Genomic DNA, 19,664 nt, shown 5'->3' on the forward strand with positions numbered 1-19,664 from the left:
GGCGTGGTGTGATGCGGCGCGGCGCGCGGCCGGGGCCTACGCGGCCTTCGGCGCCTCGTTGTAGGTCTCCGCGACCTCCTGGCCGGAGAGCCGCTGGATGGCCGCCATCACCTCGTCGGTCACCTGCCGACGGGCCTTCAGCGAGCGGGCCTGCCCGTGCAGCTCGTCGAAGTGCAGCGGCTCGCCGAACCGGACGGTCACCTTCTTGACCCGCGGGACCCGCTTGCCGACCGGCAGGATCTGCTCCGGCCCCTCCAGCGCCACCGGCACCACCGGCACGCCCGCGGTCAGCGCCAGCCAGGCGACGCCCGTCTTGCCCCGGTAGAGCCGGCCGTCCAGCGACCGGGTGCCCTCGGGGTAGATGCCGAAGGCCTTGCCGTCCTCCAGGATCTCCAGCGCCGACTCCAGCGAGGCCTGAGCGGAACGGTAGGTGCCGCGCTCGACCGGCACCGCGCCGATCGCCTCGAAGAAGTCCTTGGACAGCCGGCCCTTGAGCCCCGTCCCGGTGAAGTACTCGGCCTTGGCGAGGAAGTGGACCCGGCGCGGGGCGGTGAGCGGGATCACCACGCTGTCGATGAAGGACAGGTGGTTGCTGGCCAGGATGACCCCGCCCTTGCGCGGCACGTTCTCGATGCCCTCGATGGTCGGCCGCCAGATGCCGCGTGAGACGGGTTTCAGCACCAGCCTGGTGGCGAGATCGAGCATGGTCCCTCCCTGGACGAACGATCGCCCGGGGGGAGCCCGGGCCTGCAATCAGATCCGCAGACTACGACAACCACCCCCGCGGCCGTCCACTCCCGGCGACCGTGGCGCGCGCCACGGCCGGGTAGGGTACGCCCGTCCGAACAGAGCACAACCCCGCAGTACCAGGAGGGCACGATGGAGACCACCGAGGCGATCAAGGCCATGTTCGACCGTTTCGACAAGAACGGCGACGGCAAGATCACTCCGGCCGAATACGCGCTGGTCGCGAACGAGATGGGCGACCACGCCGTGACCCTGTCGATGGCCGAGGCCCTGATCCACGCCATGGACACCCGCCACCAGGGCTTCCTGACCTTCGACGAGTTCCTGGCCGCCCGCCAGCGCTGAGCGTGCCGCCGGGCCCGGTCGCCGTACCGGCGGCGCCGGGCCCGGCGCCACACGGCTCCTCAGGGCACTGGGAACGCCGCGGAACGCCTCAGGACTCCACCGGGCACCCGGGGCGCAGCGGAACGCCTCAGGACTCCACCGGGAACACCCGGCGCACCACCCGCTCCGCCGCCCCGCCGTCGTCCCACGGGCAGAACCGCGCCCGGAAGCGCGCCCGCGCAGCCGGCTCCGGATCGCCCGCCAGCAGCGCCTTCGCCAGCCCGTCCGGGTCCACCGTGACGGCCCCCGGCGGCTGCTCGAACAGGTCGAAGTAGACGCCGCGCACCCGCTGGTACTCCTCCCAGTCCGGCGCGAAGATCACGACCGGCCGGTCCAGCACCGCGTAGTCGAACATCATCGACGAGTAGTCCGTCACCAGCGTGTCCGCCGCGAGGTAGAGGTCCTCCACGGTCGGGTGCGCCGAGACGTCGACGATCGCGGCCGAACCCTCGCCCGCCGCCAGGTCGCCCGGGCCGCCGGTGTGGAAGTAGTGCGTGCGCACCAGCAGGGTGAAGTCCGGGCCGAGCCGCCGGGCCAGCTCCCGGACGTCCAGCAGCGGCACGTAGCCGCCCTGGTCGCCGCGGTGGGTCGGGGCGTACAGCACGGCCGTGGTGTCCGGCCGCAGCCCGAACCGCTCGCGTATGGCCCGCACTTCGTCCGGTGTGGCGTCGGCCAGCCGGTCGTTGCGCGGGTAGCCGGTGTCCAGCATCTCGTACCGGCCGGGGAAGGCGCGGGTGAAGTGCTCGCTGGTGTGCGGGTTGGAGGACACCAGGAAGTCCCAGCGGTCGACGGCCTCCTGGAGCCGCTCGAAGTCCATCCCCTCGGCGGCTTCGGGGCGTTCGCGCAGGTCCATGCCCATCGCCTTGAGCGGGGTGCCGTGTTGGGTCTGCACGTGCACGGTGCCCGCCCGCTTCGCCATCGTGCGCGGGAAGTTGACGTTGTTGACGAAGTACTTGGCGGTCGCCATCGCCTTGAGGTAGGCCGGGGTGTTGACGATCACGTACGGCACGCCGGGCGGCATGGCCGCGGCCTGCGTGCGGTTCTCCACCACCCACACGCCCCGGATCTGCGGCGCCAGCTCCCTGGCCTTCTCGTAGATCGCCGCCGGGCTGCACGCGTAACCCCGGTGCCAGTACGCCGCGTAGACCGCCAGGTGTTCGTCCAGCGGCAGCCGGCGGAAGGCGTTGTACGCGGTGAACCGGGCGCCGCTGCGCACGCCCTTCTTCACGGCCGGGGCCACCGCCCGTGCCCCGCGCTTGAGTTCGCGCGGCAGCTGCCCGGTGCGGCGCAGCTCCGCGTACGCGATCCGGGCGCCGCGCGCGGCCAGCCGGTACTGCACGCCGCGCACGCCGCCGGGGTAGCGGTAACCGGTCGGGCGGTGCCGGGCGAAGTGCCGGGCGATCTGGCGGAAGAAGTCCTTGCGCCGGTCGACGGGGACCAGGCCGGGGGTGTCGTAGACGTTCAGCGCCTGCCGGACGGTCCGGTCGAAGACCAGGGTGCGCAGCGCGTCGGTGACGGGCCGGCCGGGGCGGTCCGGGCGGTCCAGGAAGGCGAAGATCGCGTCGTACTGGGCGAACACGTCGGCGTGCTTGGGGGAGGCGGTGGCGGTGATCGCGCCGTCCCGGCCGCGCCGGTAGAAGTAGCAGGGGCGGTCGAGGTAGCGCAGCCGCTCGGCGGCCAGCAGCGCCGGGTAGGTGACCGAGATGTCCTCGTAGTAACCGCGGCCGAAGGAGACGCCGAGGCCCTCCAGGAAGGCGCGGCGGAACACCTTGTTCCAGACCGACATCACGGTCTGGAACAGCGCCGGGTGCTCGGCCAGCGTGCACCCCTCGACCAGCGGGGAGTCGGCCAGCACGTGGCGCCAGGGGTTCGGCTCGGTCCCGCCGTCCGGGTAGACGTGGGTGAAGCCGGTGAGCAGGACGTCGACGGGCGCGCCGGTCCCGCGCTCCCGCTCCTGCTCCAGTTCATCCAGGATCGCGCCCACCGTCCGCTCGGGCAGCCAGTCGTCGCTGTCCACGAACCAGACGTACTCGCCGCGCACCTGCGCCAGGGCGGCGGTGCGGGCGCCGCCGAGGCCCTGGTTCTCGGTGAGGTGCAGGACCCGAAGCCGGGGGTCGCGGGCCGCGTAGGCGTCCAGGATCGCGCCGGAGCCGTCGGGGGAGAGGTCGTCGACCGCGATCACCTCGAAACGGGACTCCGTGGCGGGGGCGTCGCCGAGGATCGAGTCGAGGCAGCGCGGCAGGAACCGCTCCACGCCGTGGACCGGGAGCACGATGCTGAGGAGGAGGGGCACGCTGGCCGAGTCTACCGATCCACCGGGTGCGACCTGCGGGGACGTCCGGCCGGGGTGATCGGCCGAGGTGGCGGGCCGGGTTGACCGGCTGCCGTGGAGTCGTGGCCACGGTCGCCCCTGGGCCCGGAACCGCCGGTGCCGGGCCCTGAACGGGGCGGCACCGGCAGCCTGGCGGCGGCCCGGCCGACCCTCTACGGCCGGCCGCCTTTCCGGGCACCTCGCGAGCCTGGCCACCGCAGCGTCGAGGCGGCCGGGCAGTGGCTCGCGGGAGCCGGAGTTCTTCATCACTCGAACACACGCCCGGGTGCGATGCGGGCGCGCACGGGTTCTCATAGATATTGCTTGGAGGATTGCCGGGAGTCAATCCCTCGGATGTGTTCACTTCATGAAGCCTGGAGGTGTCGACCGGTCGCTTTGTCGACGGCCCCGGCTGTCCCCTATATCCACCGCGGCCTCCGCGTCGTGTCCACCGCCGCGTCCACCGCCGCGTCCCTCGCGGCTCTCGGGCCGCCTGCCGGACCGCCCGCAGGGACACTGCGGGACGCGTGTGGGGTTGCGTGCGCCCGGCGCGCGCCGCGCGGCCGGGCGCCGGATCCGTGTCCCGGGTACTGCTGACAGATGGCCGGTCGTGCACCATCATTGATGCCTAGTCGTGATCGCCCTGGTGGCCCCTGGTGCATCGTCAGTTGACGCCGCACGGTACGGTGGCACAACACCAAGGACGGTTGCGCGAAGGCCGTCCATCGCGGATAGTCTTCGCCTCACGGCCCTGGCGCCTCGTAGGGGTGGGAAAACTGATGGAACACATGCAAGTGCGGACTCGGCCCCGCGTGCCGGCGATCCAGTGCGGTGTCGGCACGACCGGCCGTCGGATCGACCGACACCTGGCCGTGCTCGGCGCGCCCGCGCTCCCGGCGGTGGACACCGCCGAGGCGCTCGGGTTGATAAGGGAGCTGACGCCGCGCGGCGCGGACGCCCCGACGGCCAAGCGTCGTCACGCGCGGATCTCGCTGCTGACGCCACTGCGCCGGCTGCGGCGAAGCCTCTTCGGCGGGCGCGGCTAGCGCCCGTCGGCCCGGGGCCCACGGCTCCGCGGCCCGGAGCCTCCCGGGCCACCCGATGCGGATCGGGACCCCGACCCGGCGGACCACACGGACCGTCGGGTCTTCGGCGTACCCGGCTCCGGGACCGCCCCGGCAGGGCCGATGTGGTCTAAACCTCTCACCCTAGTGCACGCCGCCGCCCCCACAGGCGGAGTCGGCGAGGTGCTGCGCGAGGCCCGCCGAGGTGGGTCAGGATGGCGCCATGGCGGACAACATCCACTCCACCCACCAGGGCCTCTTCCAGACCACCACCTTCGAGATCACCACCGGCAGCCGAGAGGTCGCGCTCGACATCACCGACCGCTGTGCCGCGTTCCTCACCGAACGGGCCGCCGGCCGCGACGGCCTGCTCAACGTCTTCGTCCCGCACGCCACCGCCGGAATCGCCGTCCTGGAGACCGGCTCCGGCAGCGACGACGACTTCCTCGCCACCCTGCGCGAACTGCTCCCCGCCGACGACCGCTGGCGCCACCGGCACGGCAGCCCCGGCCACGGGCGGGACCACGTGGTGCCCGGCCTGGTCGCCCCGCACGCCACCCTGCCGGTGATCGGCGGCCAGCTGGCGCTCGGCATCTGGCAGTCCGTGGTGCTGATCGACACCAACGGTGACAATCCACGCCGGACCGTGCGGCTGTCCTTCTTCGGCTGATCCGGCTCCTCCGGCCGCGGCTCCTCCGGCCGAGGCTCTTTCAGCCGGGAGTCCTCAGGCCGACACTTCTCGGGCCGACACTCCTTCGGCTGACTCGACGCCCTACTCGACGGCGGGATCGGCCAGGCCCGCGGGCCCGGCCGGTTCGGCCAGGTCGGCCACGGCGACGGCGGCGGCCACCGCGGCCAGGTAGCGCTCGATCGCGAGGTACTGGCAGAGCAGCGCGACCGGTCGGCCCAGCCGCGCGTACCAGGCGGTCAGCCGGGAGAACGCCGACACCTCGAACCACACCTCGCCGGCGGCGTCCATGGACACCAGGAACGCCTCCTCGCCGCACTCGGGGTGCCCGGGGAGCGTGCCGTACGCGAAGCCGATCCGGTCCGGCTCCTCGACCGTCCACACCACCCGGCACGGGATCACCAGCCGGGGCCACCGGCCGCCCGGCAGGCTCAGCCGCAGCAGCACCGTCGACCCCGACTCGGCCGGCGCGTGCGGGTACACGGCAAAACCGGTGCCCAGCTGGCTGCCCCAGCCGAGCACGTACCGTCCGGCCCGGGCCAGCACCTGCGGCCCGCGGCCCAGGTGCACCCGCCGCCGCAGGTGCGCGTAGCCGTCCGGCAGCGGGCCGCCGCGGGTGGCGCCGACCTCGGGGTAGGAGGGCGCGGTGGCGTGGGCGGCGAGCAGGCGCCGTTGTAGGTCCGTGGCCATGCGGTCACCGTAGCCGGGCGTCGCGGGCCCGCCGGCGGCGGGTCGCCCGGGGGCGCGGGCGGAGCGGCGCTCAGGGCGGGTTCGGGTCGGCGGCGCCTTGCGGCGGGGGCCGGGGGCGGAGTAGGAAGGCGGCATGAGTGACAGCGCGAGGAACGAGGACGCGGCGGTCTGCGAGTTCGCCCCCGACGGTGGGGCGCAGGCGGCGCTGGTGCGCGATCCGGCGTCGACCGGGCCGCGGGCCGACTGCGTCCTGTGCGGGGAACCGACCGAACTGCCCGCCGACCACCCCGGCAGCACGCTCTGCCCGGTCTGCGCCTGGCAGCAGGCCCAACGGGTGGCCTGTTCGGGCTGATACGACGCAGCGCGCCGTAGCCGCGATGCCGTCGGCCCGACAGCGCCCGCAAGCCGTTGACCTGCGGCGATGTCAGGCCCAAAAGTCCCCGGAAGGCCGCCTCACACCGCTGGCGGTGTCCCTGAGTGGTCCCTAGGCGTCCTCCCGCCCGGCCAGGGCCAGGGTCGAGCCGCGTCGTCCCTTGCGGACCAGGAGCTGGGCGGGGATGCGGGTGCGCAGGTCGGCGACGTGGCTGACGATGCCGACCGCCCGGTCGCGTTCGCGCAGGCCGTCGAGGACGTCCATCACCTCCTCCAGGGACTGCTCGTCGAGCGTGCCGAAGCCCTCGTCGATGAACAGGGTGTCCAGCGGCATGCCGCCGGTCTCGTCGGTGACCACGTCGGCCAGGCCCAGGGCCAGGGCGAGGGAGGCGAAGAAGCTCTCGCCCCCGGAGAGCGTCGCGGTGTCCCGCTCGGTGCCCGTCCAGGCGTCGACCACCCGCAGGGCCAGGCCCGAGCGCTTGTTGCCGGTGCCCCGGTCGTCGCTGTGCACCAGGGTGTAGCGGCCGCCGGACATCCGGACCAGCCGGTCGCTGGCCGCCGCCGCGACCTGCTCCAGCCGGGCCGCCAGGACGTAGGACTCCAGGCGCATCCGGAGCCGGTTCTCGGTGGAGGTGCCGGCGGCCAGCGCCGCGAGCCGGTTGACCCGCCCGTATCGGGCCAGCGCCGGGGCCGACTCGGCTGCGAGGTCGGCCAGTTGTCGACCGATCGAGGCCAGTGCCGCGCACCGTTCGGCAGCCGCCGAGCGGGCGGCGTGGGCCCGGCCCAGCCGGTCGGTGGCGGCACCGAGCGCGGCCGCGGCGGCGGACAGGTCGACCGGCGGACGGGCCGCGGCCTCGGCCAGATCGGGCAGCGCGAGTTCGTGCCGGACGGCGGCGGACTCCGTTCGGTGCCGTTCCAGCCGGGCCGCCAGCCGCTCGCGCTCCGCGCGGGGGAGCAGCACGGCCAAGGCCTCCTCGGGGCTCGGGAAGCCCGCTGCGGCGGCGGCCTCGGCGAGCTCGCCCTCGGCGTCCCCGAGCCGGGCCAGCGTCTGCGCGCAGGCCCGCGAGGCCTCGGCCACGGCGGCGACCCGCTCGACCAGTCGCTCCAGCGCGGCCGTCCGTGCGGCGACGGAGGCCGCCTCGCCCCGGGCCGCGGCCACCCGCGCGGCGAGCTCGCGCTGTTCGTGCTGGAGCGCCTGGAGCCGGTCGGTGCGGATGGCGGCGCGCTCCCGGGCCTCGTGCAGCTCGGCGAGCCGGCGGGCCTGGTCGGCCGACAAGCGGGCGATCTCCCGCTCGACCCGGCCGAGCGCCTCCGCCGAGTGCAGCGCCTCGCGGTGCTCGCGGTCCAGCTCGGCGAGGGCCTGCGCGAGCGCGTCGGCACCTTCCGGCCCGGCCGCGCCGGTGGCGGTCGCCTCGCGGACCCGCAGCGCGGTGAGAGCCTGGTCCGCTGCCGTCCAGGCCTGTTCGGCGACGGCCTGGGCCCGGCGGGCACGCTCCTCGTCGTCGGCGCCGACCCGGCCGTCGGCAGTCTCGGCGGGTGCCGGGTGTTCGGGTGAGCCGCAGACCCGGCACGCCTCGCCCGTGCGCAGTTGCTCGGCCAGTTCGGCGGCCATGCCCGCCAGCCGCCGCTCGCGCAGGGCGAGGCCGTACTCGCGGGCGTCCAGTGCGGCGGTGCGCAGGGCGGCAGCGCGCGGCTCGGCGGCGGCGATCTCGGCCCGCAGGCCGTCGCGCTCCCGGGCGGCGTCCAGCCGGGTGCTCAACTCGACCCGTCGGCCGTCGAGCTGCTCGACCAGCGCGCCCGCCGCCCGGGCCCGGGCCTGCTCCTCCTGGAGGCCGCCGAGCCGCTCGTCGTACTCGGCCAGCCAGTCCTCGGCCTCCTCGGCGAGCTCGTCGGCCCGCCGCCGCTCCTCGTCCAGGCTCCGCTGCTCGCGGGCGAGTTCGGCGCAGCGCCGCTCCTCCACCCCGGCGGCCTCCAGTCGGACCAGCCCGGCTCGCAGGCCCCGTTCGGCCTCGGCCAGCTCGGTGGCCCCCGCTTCGGCCAGCGCCGGGCCCCCGGCGGCCGCGCCGCCCGCGCCGCCGTCGCCGGCCAGCACCTCGCGGTGCCGGCGCTCGGCCTCCCGGGCCCGCCGGTGCGCCTCGGCCGCGCCCTCGTGCAGCCGCAGCGCGGACTCCACCCCGACGGCCGCCTGCGCCGCCGCCAGCCGCCGGCCGTCCCGGGCCGCCTCGGGCTCGAACGCGGCCAGCCGGTCGGCCTGGAGCAGCGCCTGCCGGTGGCGGTGCTGCCGCCCGGCCAGCTCCTCGGCGGCCGCGCGCTCGCCCTGGGCGGCGCGCTGCGCCTCCTCGGCGCCCGCCAGCGCGGCCCCGGCGACGGTGAACTGTTCGGCTGCGCCGCTGCGCAGGATCGCCGCCCAGCCGAGTACCCCGGCGGTCAGGTCGGCGGCGTCCTCCTCGGCCGGCACCCAGCCCTCGGCCGGCTCGGCGCCGGGGCCGGCCGCCTGCTCGGCCTTGCTGGCGAGATCCCGCAGACGGCGACGGCCGGCCTGGACGGCGGCCTCCTGGACGCGCCGCTGCTCCGCGAGCCACCCCTCGACGTGCTGGAACCGCTCGGTGTCGAACAGTCGCCGCAGCAGCTTGCCGCGCTCCTCCGAGTCGCCCTTGAGGAAGCGGGCGAAGTCGCCCTGCGGCAGCAGCACCACCTGGCAGAACTGCTCCCGGTTCATGCCGATCAGCCGGTGGATCTCCTCCCCGGCCTCCTGGTGCGACTTGCTCACCGCCCGCCAGCCGGGCGTGCCGTCCCCCGCGTCGGCGGCCCACTCGCGCAGCAGGGTCTGCGGCCGCTCGACGGTGGTGCCGGTGCCGACCTTCTTCGGCCGCCGCTGCTCCGGCAGCCGGGTGATCTGCAGCCGCCGCCCGCCGAGCGTCAGCTCCAGCCGGACCTCGGTCAGCCTGCGCGCCTCGGCGTGGTCGCTGCGCAGCCGGTTGGCCCGCCGGGTGCCGGGGACGTCGCCGTAGAGGGCGAAGCAGACCGCGTCCAGCACGCTGCTCTTGCCCGCGCCGGTGGCGCCGCGCAGCAGGAACAGGCCGCCGGCGGCGAGCGCGTCGAAGTCGACGCTCTCGCTGCCCGCGAACGGGCCGAACGCGCTGACGGTGAGCCGGTGCAGCCTCATCGGGGCAGGTCCGCCTTCCGGTCGGTGGTCTCCCGGACGCTCTCGAAGCCGGCGCGCAGCCAGCCCAGCTCGTCCGGCTCCGGCTCGGCACCCGGGCGCACGTGCCGCAGGAAGCCCTCCGCGATCTCCAGGTCGGCCCGGCCGCTGACCCGGGCCGCGTACGACCGGGAGGGCTCGGCCTCGCTCTCCGCGGGGTCGAAGAGCAACTGGAGGGTGTGCGGGAAGCGGCGGCGCAGCTTCTCCATCGGCTCGCTCGGGCGGGCCGCGTCGGTGAGCGTCGCCTGCACCCAGGCCTGCTCGTACGGCGCGTACTCGTCCTTGGTGAGCATTGCGTCGAGGCTGTCGCGCAGGGTGGCGAGCGGGCGCGGGCGCGGGCAGTCGACGCGCTCGGCGGCGACCGAGCCGTCGGCCGCGAGGTCGACCAGCCACATGGTCTTGCGCTGGTCCACCTCGGAGAAGGAGTAGGCGAGCGGCGAGCCGCTGTAGCGCAGGTGCGGGGCCAGGGTCTGACAGCCGTGCAGGTGGCCGAGCGCGGCGTAGTGCACGCCGTCGAAGACGGAGGCGGGCACCGAGGCGACGCCGCCGACCGCGATGTCCCGCTCGCTGTCGCTCGCCGTGCCGCCGGTGACGAAGGCGTGCGCCAGCACCACCGCGCGGGTGCCGGCCGGGCGGGCCGCGAGATCGGCCCGGACCAGGTCCATCGCCGCGCCGAGCACTGCCGCGTGCCCGCCGCGCTCCAGCCCGAACCGCTCGCGCACCAGCGTCGGCTCCAGGTACGGCAGCCCGTAGACCGCCACCGGCCCGTGCTCGTCCGCCAGCAGCACCGGGGCGGCGCACTCGCCCGGGTCGGTGCGCAGGTGGATGCCGGCCCGGCCGATCAGTCCGGCGCCGACGCCGAGGCGGCGGGCCGAGTCGTGGTTGCCGCTGATGAACACCGTCGGCACGCCCAGCCCGGCCAGCCGGTGCAGCACGTCGTCGAACAGGGCGACCGCGTCCAGGCCCGGCAGCGCCCGGTCGTACACGTCCCCGGCGACGAGCACGGCGTCCACGCGCTCGGCCCGGACCACGTCCACCAGGTGGTCCAGGAAGGCGCGCTGGGCGTCGTGCAGGCTCTCCCGGTGGAAGGAGCGGCCCAGATGCCAGTCGGAGGTATGCAGCAGTCGCATGGTTCCCGACCTTAACGTCCGGTACTGACAGTCCCGTCCGGATCGGGAGACCCGGGGGGCCCGGGACGCGCGTGTTCGATTACTCGGGGTGGATTGTCAGTGGCTCTGTGTATGTTCCTCGACGTCGGCGGTTCCGGGGTCGGGGCCGTCGGCGGTGTCCGGTGCTGGGCCAGTCGGTGGGAGGAACCATGCGGGTGTGGTCGTTGGGTCGTGAGGGCTCCGGGGTGGCGGAGTGTTGTGCGGGGCGTTGCGGTGGCCCCAGGGGTTCCGGGTGTTCCGGGGCCGTGGATGTCTTCAGGCGGTCGCGGGTCCGTCGGCGGGTGCTGCTGCGCGCCGGGCGGCGGGCCGGGGCGGACGGCGGGCCGGGTGCTCCCGGTGGCGGCCGGTCGTCCGGTGGTGACCGGCCGCCGGGAGGGCGAGCGGGCGGGGCCGGTGCGCGGGGGCGGCGCGGTGGGCGGGCCCGGGGCGCTCCGCCGGCGCAGCCGGTGGCGGTCGCGGTGGCGGCGGCTGCGGCCGACTTCGCCGGCCTCGCGCGGTACGGGCTGTTCGGCCGGCTCGCCCACCAGGAGTACCTGCGGCGCTCGGAGGAGCAGCTGAGGGCCCTGCACGCGCAGGGCCTGGAGGTGCACCTGCGGGTCCTGGAGGCGGGTGACTACGAGGACTACTGCACGGCGCTCGGCCTCGACCCCCGGACGCCCGCCGCCAGGGTCGCGTACGCGGGCGATCCGGAGCTGGCCGGGGAGCCCTTCGTCTACGCGGGGGAGCGGCTGGCCGAACTGCTCCCGGTCCTGCTGGACGACCACCGGGCGCGGGTGCGGATGTCCGTCGCGGGCGTGGCCCTGCTGGAGGCGGTCGGCGACGACCCGGACGGGCAAGGGCGGCTGGCGGCGGTGATGGGGTACGTGACGTCGGCCTACCTCGCGCTGGCCGAGGGCGCGGGGGAGGGCTGTCACCTGCTGACGCTGCGTTGCCACGGCCCGGAGGACGGCGAGCAGCTCAGCTCGGCGGTGGAGGTCTGCGTGGAGGCGGGCGGCCTCTACCCCGCCGGGCGGGACACCGAGGCGTTCTGCGTCACGCTGGCGGCGGGGGTCGCCGGTGGTGGGGCGGGGGCGCTGCTGCTGCACGGCGATCCGGGCGTCCCGGCGCCCGGGGCCTCGGACGGGCCGTGGGCGCGCGGTTGGGCGCTGGCCGGCGGGCGGTTGCGGCCGATGACGGTGCACGAGGTGTTCGACGAGCTGGCCGACGACGCCGCGCGCGGGCTGCCGTTCCCGCCCGGGGTGGTCCCGCGACCGGGCTTCCCGCTGCCGGGCTTCCCGCTGCCGGGCTTCCCGGAGCCCGGTTCGGCGGCGCCGAGGGAGGGGGGTGGGCCGCTGGGGTGATCAGGGGGTTTCCACCCCTCCCCATCCACCATGCGGCGCTGGGGACTGTTCATCGACCGCCTGTTCGGGGAAGATTCGGAGAAGATCAACAGCAGGAGCGCGCGGTGCCCCACGCCGCCGTTCCGGCCGCTCCGCTCCGTACCGTGCTCCGCAGGTCCGTCCCGCGCACTGCCGGTCCGGCGAGCCCGACAGCGAGAGGGGGACGCATGAGCCGGATCGAGTACAGCGCGGAGATCGCCGAGCTGCTCGGCAGGGTGCGCCGGCGTCCCACGGCGGGGTGGCCGTGGCGGCCGGGCGAGCAGGTGCCCGAGGGGCTGCCGGTGAAGCAGTCCTGGGGGTGGCTGTTCGCTCCGGACGGGCGGGTGCTGACCCTGGTCAACCCCAGGGACGGGATCTGCTCGCTCCCCGGCGGATCGCTGGAGCCGGAGGACGCCGGGGATCCGGCCTCCGCACTGGCCCGGGAGGCGGCCGAGGAGGCCCAGGCCGTGATCGGCCGACCGTACTACCTCGGTTACCTCTACGACCGGGTCGGCTCGGCCAACGGCGGGCACGAATGCGCGCGGGTCCGGATGGCGGCGGCGCTGCGCGCGGTCGGCCCGAGCACGGCCGACCCGGCCTCCGGCCGGCACTACCGGCGGCTGCTGGTCGCGCCCGGACTCGCCGTCGAACTGCTCGGCTGGGGCGCGCCCGGGCTGCGCCAGGCCCGGGTGGCGGTCGCCACGGCCGCCCGTCGGCTCGGCGTGCCGGTCGCCGCGAACGAGGCGATCGAGGAGCTGCCGGTGGAGGGCTGCGTGGTGTTCCCCGGCGCCGTCTATCCGGACGCGGTGTGTTCGGACGCCGGTTACCCGGATGCCGTCCACTCGGATGCGGCGCGCCCGAGCGAGCCTCACCCGGGCCTCGCGTAGCCCGAGGAGGGGCTGCCGGGTGACGGCGCCGTCCGCCTGATCTGCGGTCAGGGTTCCGAGCCGGAGTCGCGTGCGCTGATGCCCCTGAGCGCGGAGCCGGGTCGCGTCACGCCGGTTCGCGCCGCGCACGGGGGCGAGTCGGACGGCGCCGCGTCCGCGACGGGTCGTACGGCGGGGTGGCCCGGCGATGGCCGGGTCGTAACGGTGTCCTGGCCTTGCCCTGACTACCAACTGACCACTCGCTGACTTTTTCACCGACCACTGTCTACGCGCGATGACCGACGCCGGTCGGCGTACACCGGCGCTGACCAGCGCCAACTCACGCCCTGTGGCCGATGGTTCACTTCTGCGTTGTCGGACAGCCCGTCAATGTCCTTGGCATGACCGCTTCCCGGTTCACCTACCGCCTGGTATCACTTCTGTGACCCATACCACACCAGGAGGTGCCATGCTCCGTCCAGCGCGCGCCATGTCCGTTGCCGCGATAGCGGCTCTGCTCACTCTGACCACGTTGTTCACCGCTTCATCCGCGAATGCGGCGAGCGTCAACTACGTCGCCCTCGGGGACTCCTACTCCGCCGGTGTCGGTGCCGGCAGCTACCTGAGCGACAGCGGCAACTGCAAGCGAAGCACCAACGCCTACCCGTACCTGTGGAAGAACGCGCACTCGCCGTCGTCCTTCTCGTTCGTCGCGTGTTCCGGTGCCAGAACCGGAGACGTCCTCAGCAACCAGATCTCCGCGCTGAGCTCCAGCACCACGCTGGTCAGCCTGTCGGTCGGCGGCAACGACGCCGGCTTCGCCGACACCATGAAGACCTGCGTGCTGGAGTCGGACAGCACCTGCCTCAGCGCCGTCAGCGCGGCCCAGAACTACGCCCGCAACACCCTGCCCGCCCAGCTGGACAAGGTGTACTCGACGATCCACACCAAGGCGCCGAACGCCCACGTGGTGGTGCTGGGTTACCCGCACCTCTACAAGATCGGCGGCAGCTGCATCCTCGGCATCAGTGACACCAAGCGCGCCGCGATCAACGGCGCCGCCGACACGCTGGACGAGGTCATCGCCAAGCGGGTCGCCAACGCCGGCTTCAGCTTCGGCGACGTGCGCGGCATCTTCACCGAGCACGAGATCTGCGGCTCGCAGACCACCTGGCTCAACAGTGCCACCCTGCCGGTCGACGAGAGCTACCACCCGAAGGCCGCCGGCCAGTCCGGTGGCTACCTCCCGGTCTTCAGCCAGTCGTAACGGCTTCGCACCGGTAGGCCGTCACGTCGGCAGGCCCGTCGTATCAGCAGGCCCGTCGTATCAGCGGGCCCGTCGCATCGGTAGGCCGTCGCTTCAGGACGCCGCCGAACCGGCACGCGGGCCGTCGGCCCCTCTCCCCGAGCGTGGGGAGAGGGGCCGACGGCATTCGCGCGTCCGTCTCAGTCCCGGGTCGGCCCGGGTCGCAGCGGTGGGAACGGGATCCCGGCGAGCGTCGGCAGCAGTTCCGCTTCCTCGTAGTCGAGGTGCGCCTCCAGCTCGGCCGACATCCGGTCCAACTCGGCCCGGAGCCGGTCCGGTTCGGTGACCTCGACCCCGGCGAGCAGGGCCGCCAGCTCCTCCTTGATCCGCCCGATCGCCAGGTGCTGTTCGCCCAGTTGTTCCAGCACCCCGGCCAGTTCCGGGTGGTTGCGCGCGAGCGCGGGGAAGATCGCGGCGTCCTCGCCGGTGTGGTGGTGCGTCAGCCCCTCGCAGAAGGCGAGGCAGTGCTGGCGCAGTTGGAGCCCGAGCCCGGCCGGTCGGCCCGCGACGTGCGAGCGCGCCTCCTGCCGGACGTGGCGCAGTTGCGCACGCAGCCAGGTGTGCGCCTCCAACAGCTTGTCGGCGAGGCTGCGCACCTCGCGCACGGGTGTCTCGGGCCGTTCCAGGACGACCACCGGCAGTTCCCGGTCGGTGGTCGCCTGGTAGTCGCCGTACCCGGGCGCCTGCCGGGCGACGGCCGCGAACAGCCGCTCCCGTCGGGCGCCTTCGGCGGGTACGGCGATCACGTCGAACGCCTCGGAGCCGAGTTCGACCCGGACCACCGGCCGGGCGAGCAGGTTGCGGTACCACTGCGGGTGGTCCGGCGCTCCGGCGGCGGAGGCGACGACCAGGAGCAGCCCTTCGGCGCGGACGTACCCGAGCGGCACGGTGTGCGGGTTGCCCGAGCGGGCCCCGGCCGTGGTGAGCAGCAGCAGGTCGCCGCCCTCGAACGGGCCGCCGACCCGCCCGCCGTTGGCCCGGAACTCCTCGATGACGCCCTGGTTGAACTGGTTGACATGGTTCGTGGACATGGGTGTGGGTGAAGTCTCCTACGGGGGTTGGGAGTCACGGCCACACGCGGTGCATGGGCGCGCACGCGGACACCGCGGTGACCGCCTACGTCAGATCAGGGCAGCGGAGAAAGTACTCATCGCGCATCGTCCCTCGGATAAAGGTGCTCGCTCGGCTGCCGGCCGGCCCACTACTCTGTGGCCGGCGCCACGCTGCACGCCCCCATTAGAGCCACGCCGCGGACGCCCTGTCAACGAGCAGGATCGCCGACGAAAGCTCCCTGACGCGGGACCGTCGACGCGGACTCGCCGGCGCGGACTCGCCGGCGCGGGATCGTCGGCGCGAGGGGAGTGAACGCCGTCGTGGAGCGCATCGTCGACCTCGACCACGCCGCCGAGCGGATCGCCGCCCGGGCCGTACGCTGGCGGGCCGCCGGTCTGACGGTCGGCGCGCTCACCTGGCGTGACGCCCTGGCCCATTGGCCGTATCCGCTGGAGACGGACCGCGCCCGCGTCACGGACCCGGACTCCGTCGGCGTCCAGGTCGCGGACCCGCTGTCCGGCGGCGAGCTGCACGTGGTGCTGTTCCGTGGCGGCTGGGCCGACGTCGAGTACCTCGCCGCCGGTTGGGAGGAGCGGGAGGACGCCGAGGTCGGCGTGATCCCGGCCAACGACTTCACCGGCGCCACCGACTTCGACGAGCGCCTGCGCGGCTGGATGGCGCACGTCTTCGGCTGAGCCCGGCCGCCGGTGGACGGGAGCCCCGTGCGTGGGTGCCCCGTCGGCGGGCTCCCTGATGAGCCCGCCGACGGCGGCGCGTCAGCGCAGGTAGTCGACCAGGCCGGCCGGCTTGAGCCCGGCCGCGTCGGCGGCGGCGAGGGCGCGCTGGAGATCGGTGGCGAGGGTGTCGGTCCAGTGCATCAGGACGACGTCGCCCGGCTGCAACAGGCCCGGGTGCCAGATGTTGGACGCGCCCCAGCTGAAGTCCGCGTCGGCGGTGAGCACGGTGCGGATGCCGCAGTTGGCGGCGGCCTGGAGGGTGTCGGCGTTCCAGGCGAAGTACGGCGGGCGGAAGGCCACCGGCGTGGTGCCGAACTGGCGGGTCATGGCGTCGCGGGCGTCGCAGATCTCGATCTGCTGCTGTTCCAGCGGCAGTTTGCTGAGGTCGGAGTGGGAGACGCTGTGGTCCTGGATGGAGGAGCCGGGCACGGCCGTGACGCGCCGGAAGAAGTCGGGGTCGGTTTCGGCCGGCATCGGTAGCGGGAAGGCGGTGATCGGCAGCCGGTGGTCGGTGATGACCTTCTCCGCCTCGGGGGTGCGCTGCCAGCCGTCGTCGACGGTGAAGAAGACGACCTTGTCGCTGGTCGGCACGGATCCGGCGGCCGCGGCCGGGGCGGGCGCGGGGCCGTCCACCCGGACGTCGTCGACCGAGAACGGGCCCTGCTGGTACCAGCCGTGGACGTAGAGCCGGACGCTGTGCGCGTTCGGGCCGGTGGTGAACCGGGTGGTGAGCTGCTGCCAGCCGCCGCCGGTGGTCTCGGTCCAGGCCGGGGCGACGTCCCTGCCGGTACCGGTGGCGCCCAGGTAGACGAAGGCGCCGCGGACCCAGGCCGAGGCGGTGTAGGTGGTGTTGGGCTGGACGGCCACGGTCTGCGCGCACTCGCCGGTGGAGTCGGCGGTGGCCGGGGTGACGGTGAGCGCGGAGGCGCCGGAGTGCGCGGCGGTGGTGGTGACGGCGGCCTCGGCCGGGCCGCCGGTGCAGTTCCAGCCGGGGACGGCGCCCCAGTCGGAGAGGTCGGGGGCGGGGATTTCGAAGCCGGGGTTGGTGGCCAGGTTGACGGTCGGGCCGCTCGGGGTGCTCGGGGCGCCGGCCGGGGCGGGCCCGGGGGTGGCGGAGGCCGCCGGGGCGGCGAAGGCGGTGATCAGCGCGACGGAGGCGGCCAGCGCGGACAGACGGGTGGACAGACGTGCGGACTGGCACGCGGACAGGCGTGCGGACAGGCGCGTGGACATCGACACGAGAGGACTCCTGCATGTGGGGGACACGCCCGTGGGGAGGGCGTGGCGGAATCGGAACCCTGGAACCGGGGCCTTGGGTCGGGCCCCTGGAACCGGGCTCGCGGAACCTGGGTGCTCCCGGAGGGGCGGGAGCGGATGGTGCGCCGCACTCGGACCGAGGAGAAACAATGGACTGGACCAATCAGCCCGTCAAGGGAACGGCCGGTGAACCGGAGTCCACCGCACCTGCCGCACAGGGGACGAGACGATCCGTCAGGGGACGTACAACTCCGCGATGTCATCGGCGTAGTACTCGGCGATCGCCGCCCGGCGCAGCTTCAGGGAGGGTGTCAGCAGCCCCTGGTCCTGGCTGAACTCGCGGGGCAGCAGCCGGAACGCGCGGATCGACTCGGCCCGCGACACCGCCGTGTTCGCCGCCGCCACCGCGCGCTGGACCTCGGTGTGCAGCTGCTCGTCCGCGAGCACCGCCCACGGGTCCAGCTGCTCCAGCCCGTGCGTCTTCAACCAGTGTGCCAGCGCCGCCGGGTCGAGCGTGATCAGGGCGGCCACGTACGGCCGGTCGTCGCCCACCACCAGGCACTGGGAGACCAGCGGATGCGCGGCCACCCGCTCCTCCAGCGCCGACGGGGCCAGGTTCTTGCCGCTGCTGGTGACGATCAGGTCCTTCTTGCGGCCGGTGATGGTCAGGTAGCCGTCCTCGTCCAGCCGTCCCAGGTCGCCCGTCCCGAACCAGCCGTCGATCAGGGACTCCGCCGTGCACTGCGGGTGGTTGAGGTAGCCGCCGAAGACCGAGCCGCCGCGCACCCACACCTCGCCGTCGTCGGCGAGGGCCACCGACGAGCCCGGCAGCGGGTGCCCGACCGTGCCCCGCTTCTGCCGCCCGATCGGGTTGGCGGTGATCGCGGCGGACGTCTCGGTCAGCCCGTAGCCCTCGTACAGGTGCAGGCCGGCGCCGGTGAAGAAGAGGCCGAGTTCGCGGCGCAGCGTGGAGCCGCCGCACATCACGCTGCGCACCCGGCCGCCGAGGACGGCCCGCAGCCGCTGGTAGACGGTCCGCTCGTAGGCGAGGTGGCGCAGCCGCAGTCCGGGGCTGGGCCCGGGTCCGCGCCCGAACGCCTTCCGCTCCCGGGCGGCGGCCCAGTCGACGGCCACCTGCCGGGCCTGTTCGAAGAGTTCGCCGCGCCCGGCGTCCTCGGCGGCCCGCCGGGCCTGCCGGAAGATCTTCTCGAAGACGTACGGGACGACGTGCAGGAAGGTCGGCCGGAAGGACTCCATCGCGGGTAGCAGGACGTCCGTGGAGACCTCGGGGACGTGCCCGATCCGGAAGCCGCCGCGGATCGCCGCGACCTGCACGGCCCGCCCGTAGACGTGTGCCAGCGGCAGGAACAGCAGAGTGGACGGCTGTCCGCCGCCGGTGTCGTGGAAGGCCTCCCGCCAGCCGCCGAGCAGTGCGTCGGCCTCGGCGGCCAGGTTGGCGTGGGTGATCAGGCAGCCCTTGGGGCGGCCGGTGGTGCCCGAGGTGTAGACGACGGTGGCGACGTTCCCGGCCGTGACGCCGAGCCGCTGGCGGTGGACGAGCGAGTCGGGCACGTCACGGCCGTCCTCGGTGATCGCGGCGACGCAGTCGCGGTCCAGCTGCCAGATGCCGGTGAGGTCGGGCAGCGCGTCGCAGACCGCGCCGACCGTCATCGCGGCGTCCTCGTCCTCGACCAGGCAGGCCACCGCCTGGGTCTCGGCGAGGATCCAGCGCACCTGCTCGGCCGCCGCCGTGGGGTAGACCGGGACGGTGATCGCACCGATCGACCAGAGCGCGTAGTCGAACAGCGTCCACTCGTAGCGGGTACGGGACATCAGGGCGACCCGGTCGCCGTAGCGCACGCCCCGGGTGAGCAGGCCCTTGGCGAGGGCGAGCACCTCGTCGCGGAACTCCCGCGCGGTGACGCCCCGCCACTCGTCCCGGTGCTCGGCGGGACCTGTGGAGTCGGCGGGGCCCGGCGGGCCGACCCGGCGGGCCAGCTGCACCAGGTCCGGTGTGCGTTCGGCGGTGTCGTACAGCGAGTCGGCGAGTCCTCCGGTGGCCTCGGGCCCGGCCACGGCGGGGGTGGTGAACTCGCGCACATTCCCCCCGTTGGCGTCTCGCGGCGGCACTGCCCGCGCCGGTACCGGTGTCGGCGCCGGAGGCCGTGGTGGCGGTGCCGGGCCGCGCAGGTGCAGCGAAACTATCGGATCGGCCTGTCACTGCCCAGGGTTGTGACCGTGACGCGACGAGATCGGCACCGGTCCCTGCGGAAGGTGTCGCCGCCGGGGAGGAACCGCGTGCGTTCGGTGATCGGGCAAACGGGGTGGCGGCGGATGAACCGGACGCGAGCCCGCGGTGACCGGGAGTCGATCCTGACGTGTGCGGGGCAAGCCGGGGAAGTGGACCGGTACGACCCTCGAACGAGTGGTCAGGGCGTAGTAGGCTCTCGCAGACCTGCG

The 19,664-nt window shown here is 74.3% G+C and carries 16 protein-coding genes; 8 read left to right on the top strand and 8 right to left on the bottom strand.

Features of this window, described 5'->3' with window-relative positions; all coding sequences use genetic code 11:
- Window positions 1-36: 36 nt before the first annotated feature.
- Window positions 37-705 (bottom strand): lysophospholipid acyltransferase family protein, encoded by a 669-nt coding sequence (locus ABT015_RS00820; RefSeq protein WP_350875236.1) that lies wholly within the window; start codon window positions 703-705, stop codon window positions 37-39.
- A 174-nt stretch (window positions 706-879) separates the two neighbouring features.
- Between ABT015_RS00820 and ABT015_RS00825 the strand changes: the two genes are divergently transcribed.
- Window positions 880-1,092 carry an EF-hand domain-containing protein gene (locus ABT015_RS00825; protein ID WP_063349969.1) on the top strand — a complete coding sequence of 71 codons (213 nt, stop codon included), beginning with the start codon at window positions 880-882 and terminating at the stop codon, window positions 1,090-1,092.
- Between the two features lie 127 nt (window positions 1,093-1,219).
- Here ABT015_RS00825 and ABT015_RS00830 read toward each other — a convergent pair whose 3' ends face one another.
- Window positions 1,220-3,424, bottom strand: a complete 2,205-nt coding sequence (locus ABT015_RS00830) for a bifunctional glycosyltransferase/CDP-glycerol:glycerophosphate glycerophosphotransferase (RefSeq protein ID WP_350875239.1) — start codon at window positions 3,422-3,424, stop codon at window positions 1,220-1,222.
- Between the two features lie 797 nt (window positions 3,425-4,221).
- On the opposite strand from ABT015_RS00830, the gene ABT015_RS00835 reads away from it, so the two are divergent.
- Window positions 4,222-4,488: a hypothetical protein gene (locus ABT015_RS00835; protein ID WP_063349971.1), complete on the top strand. Its 267-nt coding sequence runs from the start codon at window positions 4,222-4,224 to the stop codon at window positions 4,486-4,488.
- Window positions 4,489-4,729: 241 nt separating this feature from the next.
- Window positions 4,730-5,176 carry a YjbQ family protein gene (locus ABT015_RS00840; protein ID WP_350875241.1) on the top strand — a complete coding sequence of 149 codons (447 nt, stop codon included), beginning with the start codon at window positions 4,730-4,732 and terminating at the stop codon, window positions 5,174-5,176.
- A 102-nt stretch (window positions 5,177-5,278) separates the two neighbouring features.
- Here the strand turns inward: ABT015_RS00840 and ABT015_RS00845 are convergent, their stop codons facing one another.
- Window positions 5,279-5,884, bottom strand: a complete 606-nt coding sequence (locus tag ABT015_RS00845; RefSeq protein ID WP_350875243.1) for a DUF1990 domain-containing protein — start codon at window positions 5,882-5,884, stop codon at window positions 5,279-5,281.
- A 133-nt stretch (window positions 5,885-6,017) separates the two neighbouring features.
- Between ABT015_RS00845 and ABT015_RS00850 the strand changes: the two genes are divergently transcribed.
- Window positions 6,018-6,236, top strand: coding sequence for a hypothetical protein (locus ABT015_RS00850; protein WP_350875245.1), 219 nt, complete (start codon window positions 6,018-6,020; stop codon window positions 6,234-6,236).
- Between the two features lie 132 nt (window positions 6,237-6,368).
- Here ABT015_RS00850 and ABT015_RS00855 read toward each other — a convergent pair whose 3' ends face one another.
- Window positions 6,369-9,422: an AAA family ATPase gene (locus ABT015_RS00855; protein WP_350875247.1), complete on the bottom strand. Its 3,054-nt coding sequence runs from the start codon at window positions 9,420-9,422 to the stop codon at window positions 6,369-6,371.
- Window positions 9,419-10,588, bottom strand: coding sequence for an exonuclease SbcCD subunit D (locus ABT015_RS00860; RefSeq protein WP_350875249.1), 1,170 nt, complete (start codon window positions 10,586-10,588; stop codon window positions 9,419-9,421). The genes ABT015_RS00855 and ABT015_RS00860 overlap by 4 nt, the downstream gene beginning before the upstream one ends.
- A gap of 188 nt (window positions 10,589-10,776) precedes the next feature.
- Here ABT015_RS00860 and ABT015_RS00865 point away from each other — a divergent pair, with 188 nt between their 5' ends.
- The 3 genes from ABT015_RS00865 to ABT015_RS00875 all read left to right on the top strand — a co-directional run bounded on the left by ABT015_RS00865 (window position 10,777) and on the right by ABT015_RS00875 (window position 14,118).
- Window positions 10,777-11,967 (top strand): DUF8829 domain-containing protein, encoded by a 1,191-nt coding sequence (locus tag ABT015_RS00865; RefSeq protein ID WP_502897248.1) that lies wholly within the window; start codon window positions 10,777-10,779, stop codon window positions 11,965-11,967.
- Between the two features lie 206 nt (window positions 11,968-12,173).
- Complete coding sequence (locus tag ABT015_RS00870; RefSeq protein WP_350875253.1) at window positions 12,174-12,872, top strand: hypothetical protein; 699 nt, start codon at window positions 12,174-12,176, stop codon at window positions 12,870-12,872.
- A 448-nt stretch (window positions 12,873-13,320) separates the two neighbouring features.
- Complete coding sequence (locus tag ABT015_RS00875; RefSeq protein ID WP_402446953.1) at window positions 13,321-14,118, top strand: SGNH/GDSL hydrolase family protein; 798 nt, start codon at window positions 13,321-13,323, stop codon at window positions 14,116-14,118.
- Window positions 14,119-14,297: 179 nt separating this feature from the next.
- Here the strand turns inward: ABT015_RS00875 and ABT015_RS00880 are convergent, their stop codons facing one another.
- Window positions 14,298-15,188, bottom strand: a complete 891-nt coding sequence (locus ABT015_RS00880) for a nitroreductase/quinone reductase family protein (protein ID WP_350875255.1) — start codon at window positions 15,186-15,188, stop codon at window positions 14,298-14,300.
- A gap of 342 nt (window positions 15,189-15,530) precedes the next feature.
- Between ABT015_RS00880 and ABT015_RS00885 the strand changes: the two genes are divergently transcribed.
- On the top strand, window positions 15,531-15,905 hold the full coding sequence (locus ABT015_RS00885) for a hypothetical protein (protein ID WP_350875257.1): 375 nt from the start codon (window positions 15,531-15,533) through the stop codon (window positions 15,903-15,905).
- Between the two features lie 81 nt (window positions 15,906-15,986).
- On the opposite strand, the gene ABT015_RS00890 is transcribed toward ABT015_RS00885, so the two are convergent.
- A complete protein-coding gene (locus tag ABT015_RS00890; protein ID WP_350875681.1) occupies window positions 15,987-17,180 on the bottom strand; it encodes a polysaccharide deacetylase family protein in 1,194 nt (397 codons plus the stop codon).
- A 258-nt stretch (window positions 17,181-17,438) separates the two neighbouring features.
- A complete protein-coding gene (locus tag ABT015_RS00895; protein WP_350875259.1) occupies window positions 17,439-19,304 on the bottom strand; it encodes an AMP-dependent synthetase/ligase in 1,866 nt (621 codons plus the stop codon).
- Window positions 19,305-19,664: the final 360 nt, after the last annotated feature.

Source organism: Kitasatospora sp. NPDC094016 (assembly GCF_040304045.1).
GTDB lineage: Bacteria > Actinomycetota > Actinomycetes > Streptomycetales > Streptomycetaceae > Kitasatospora.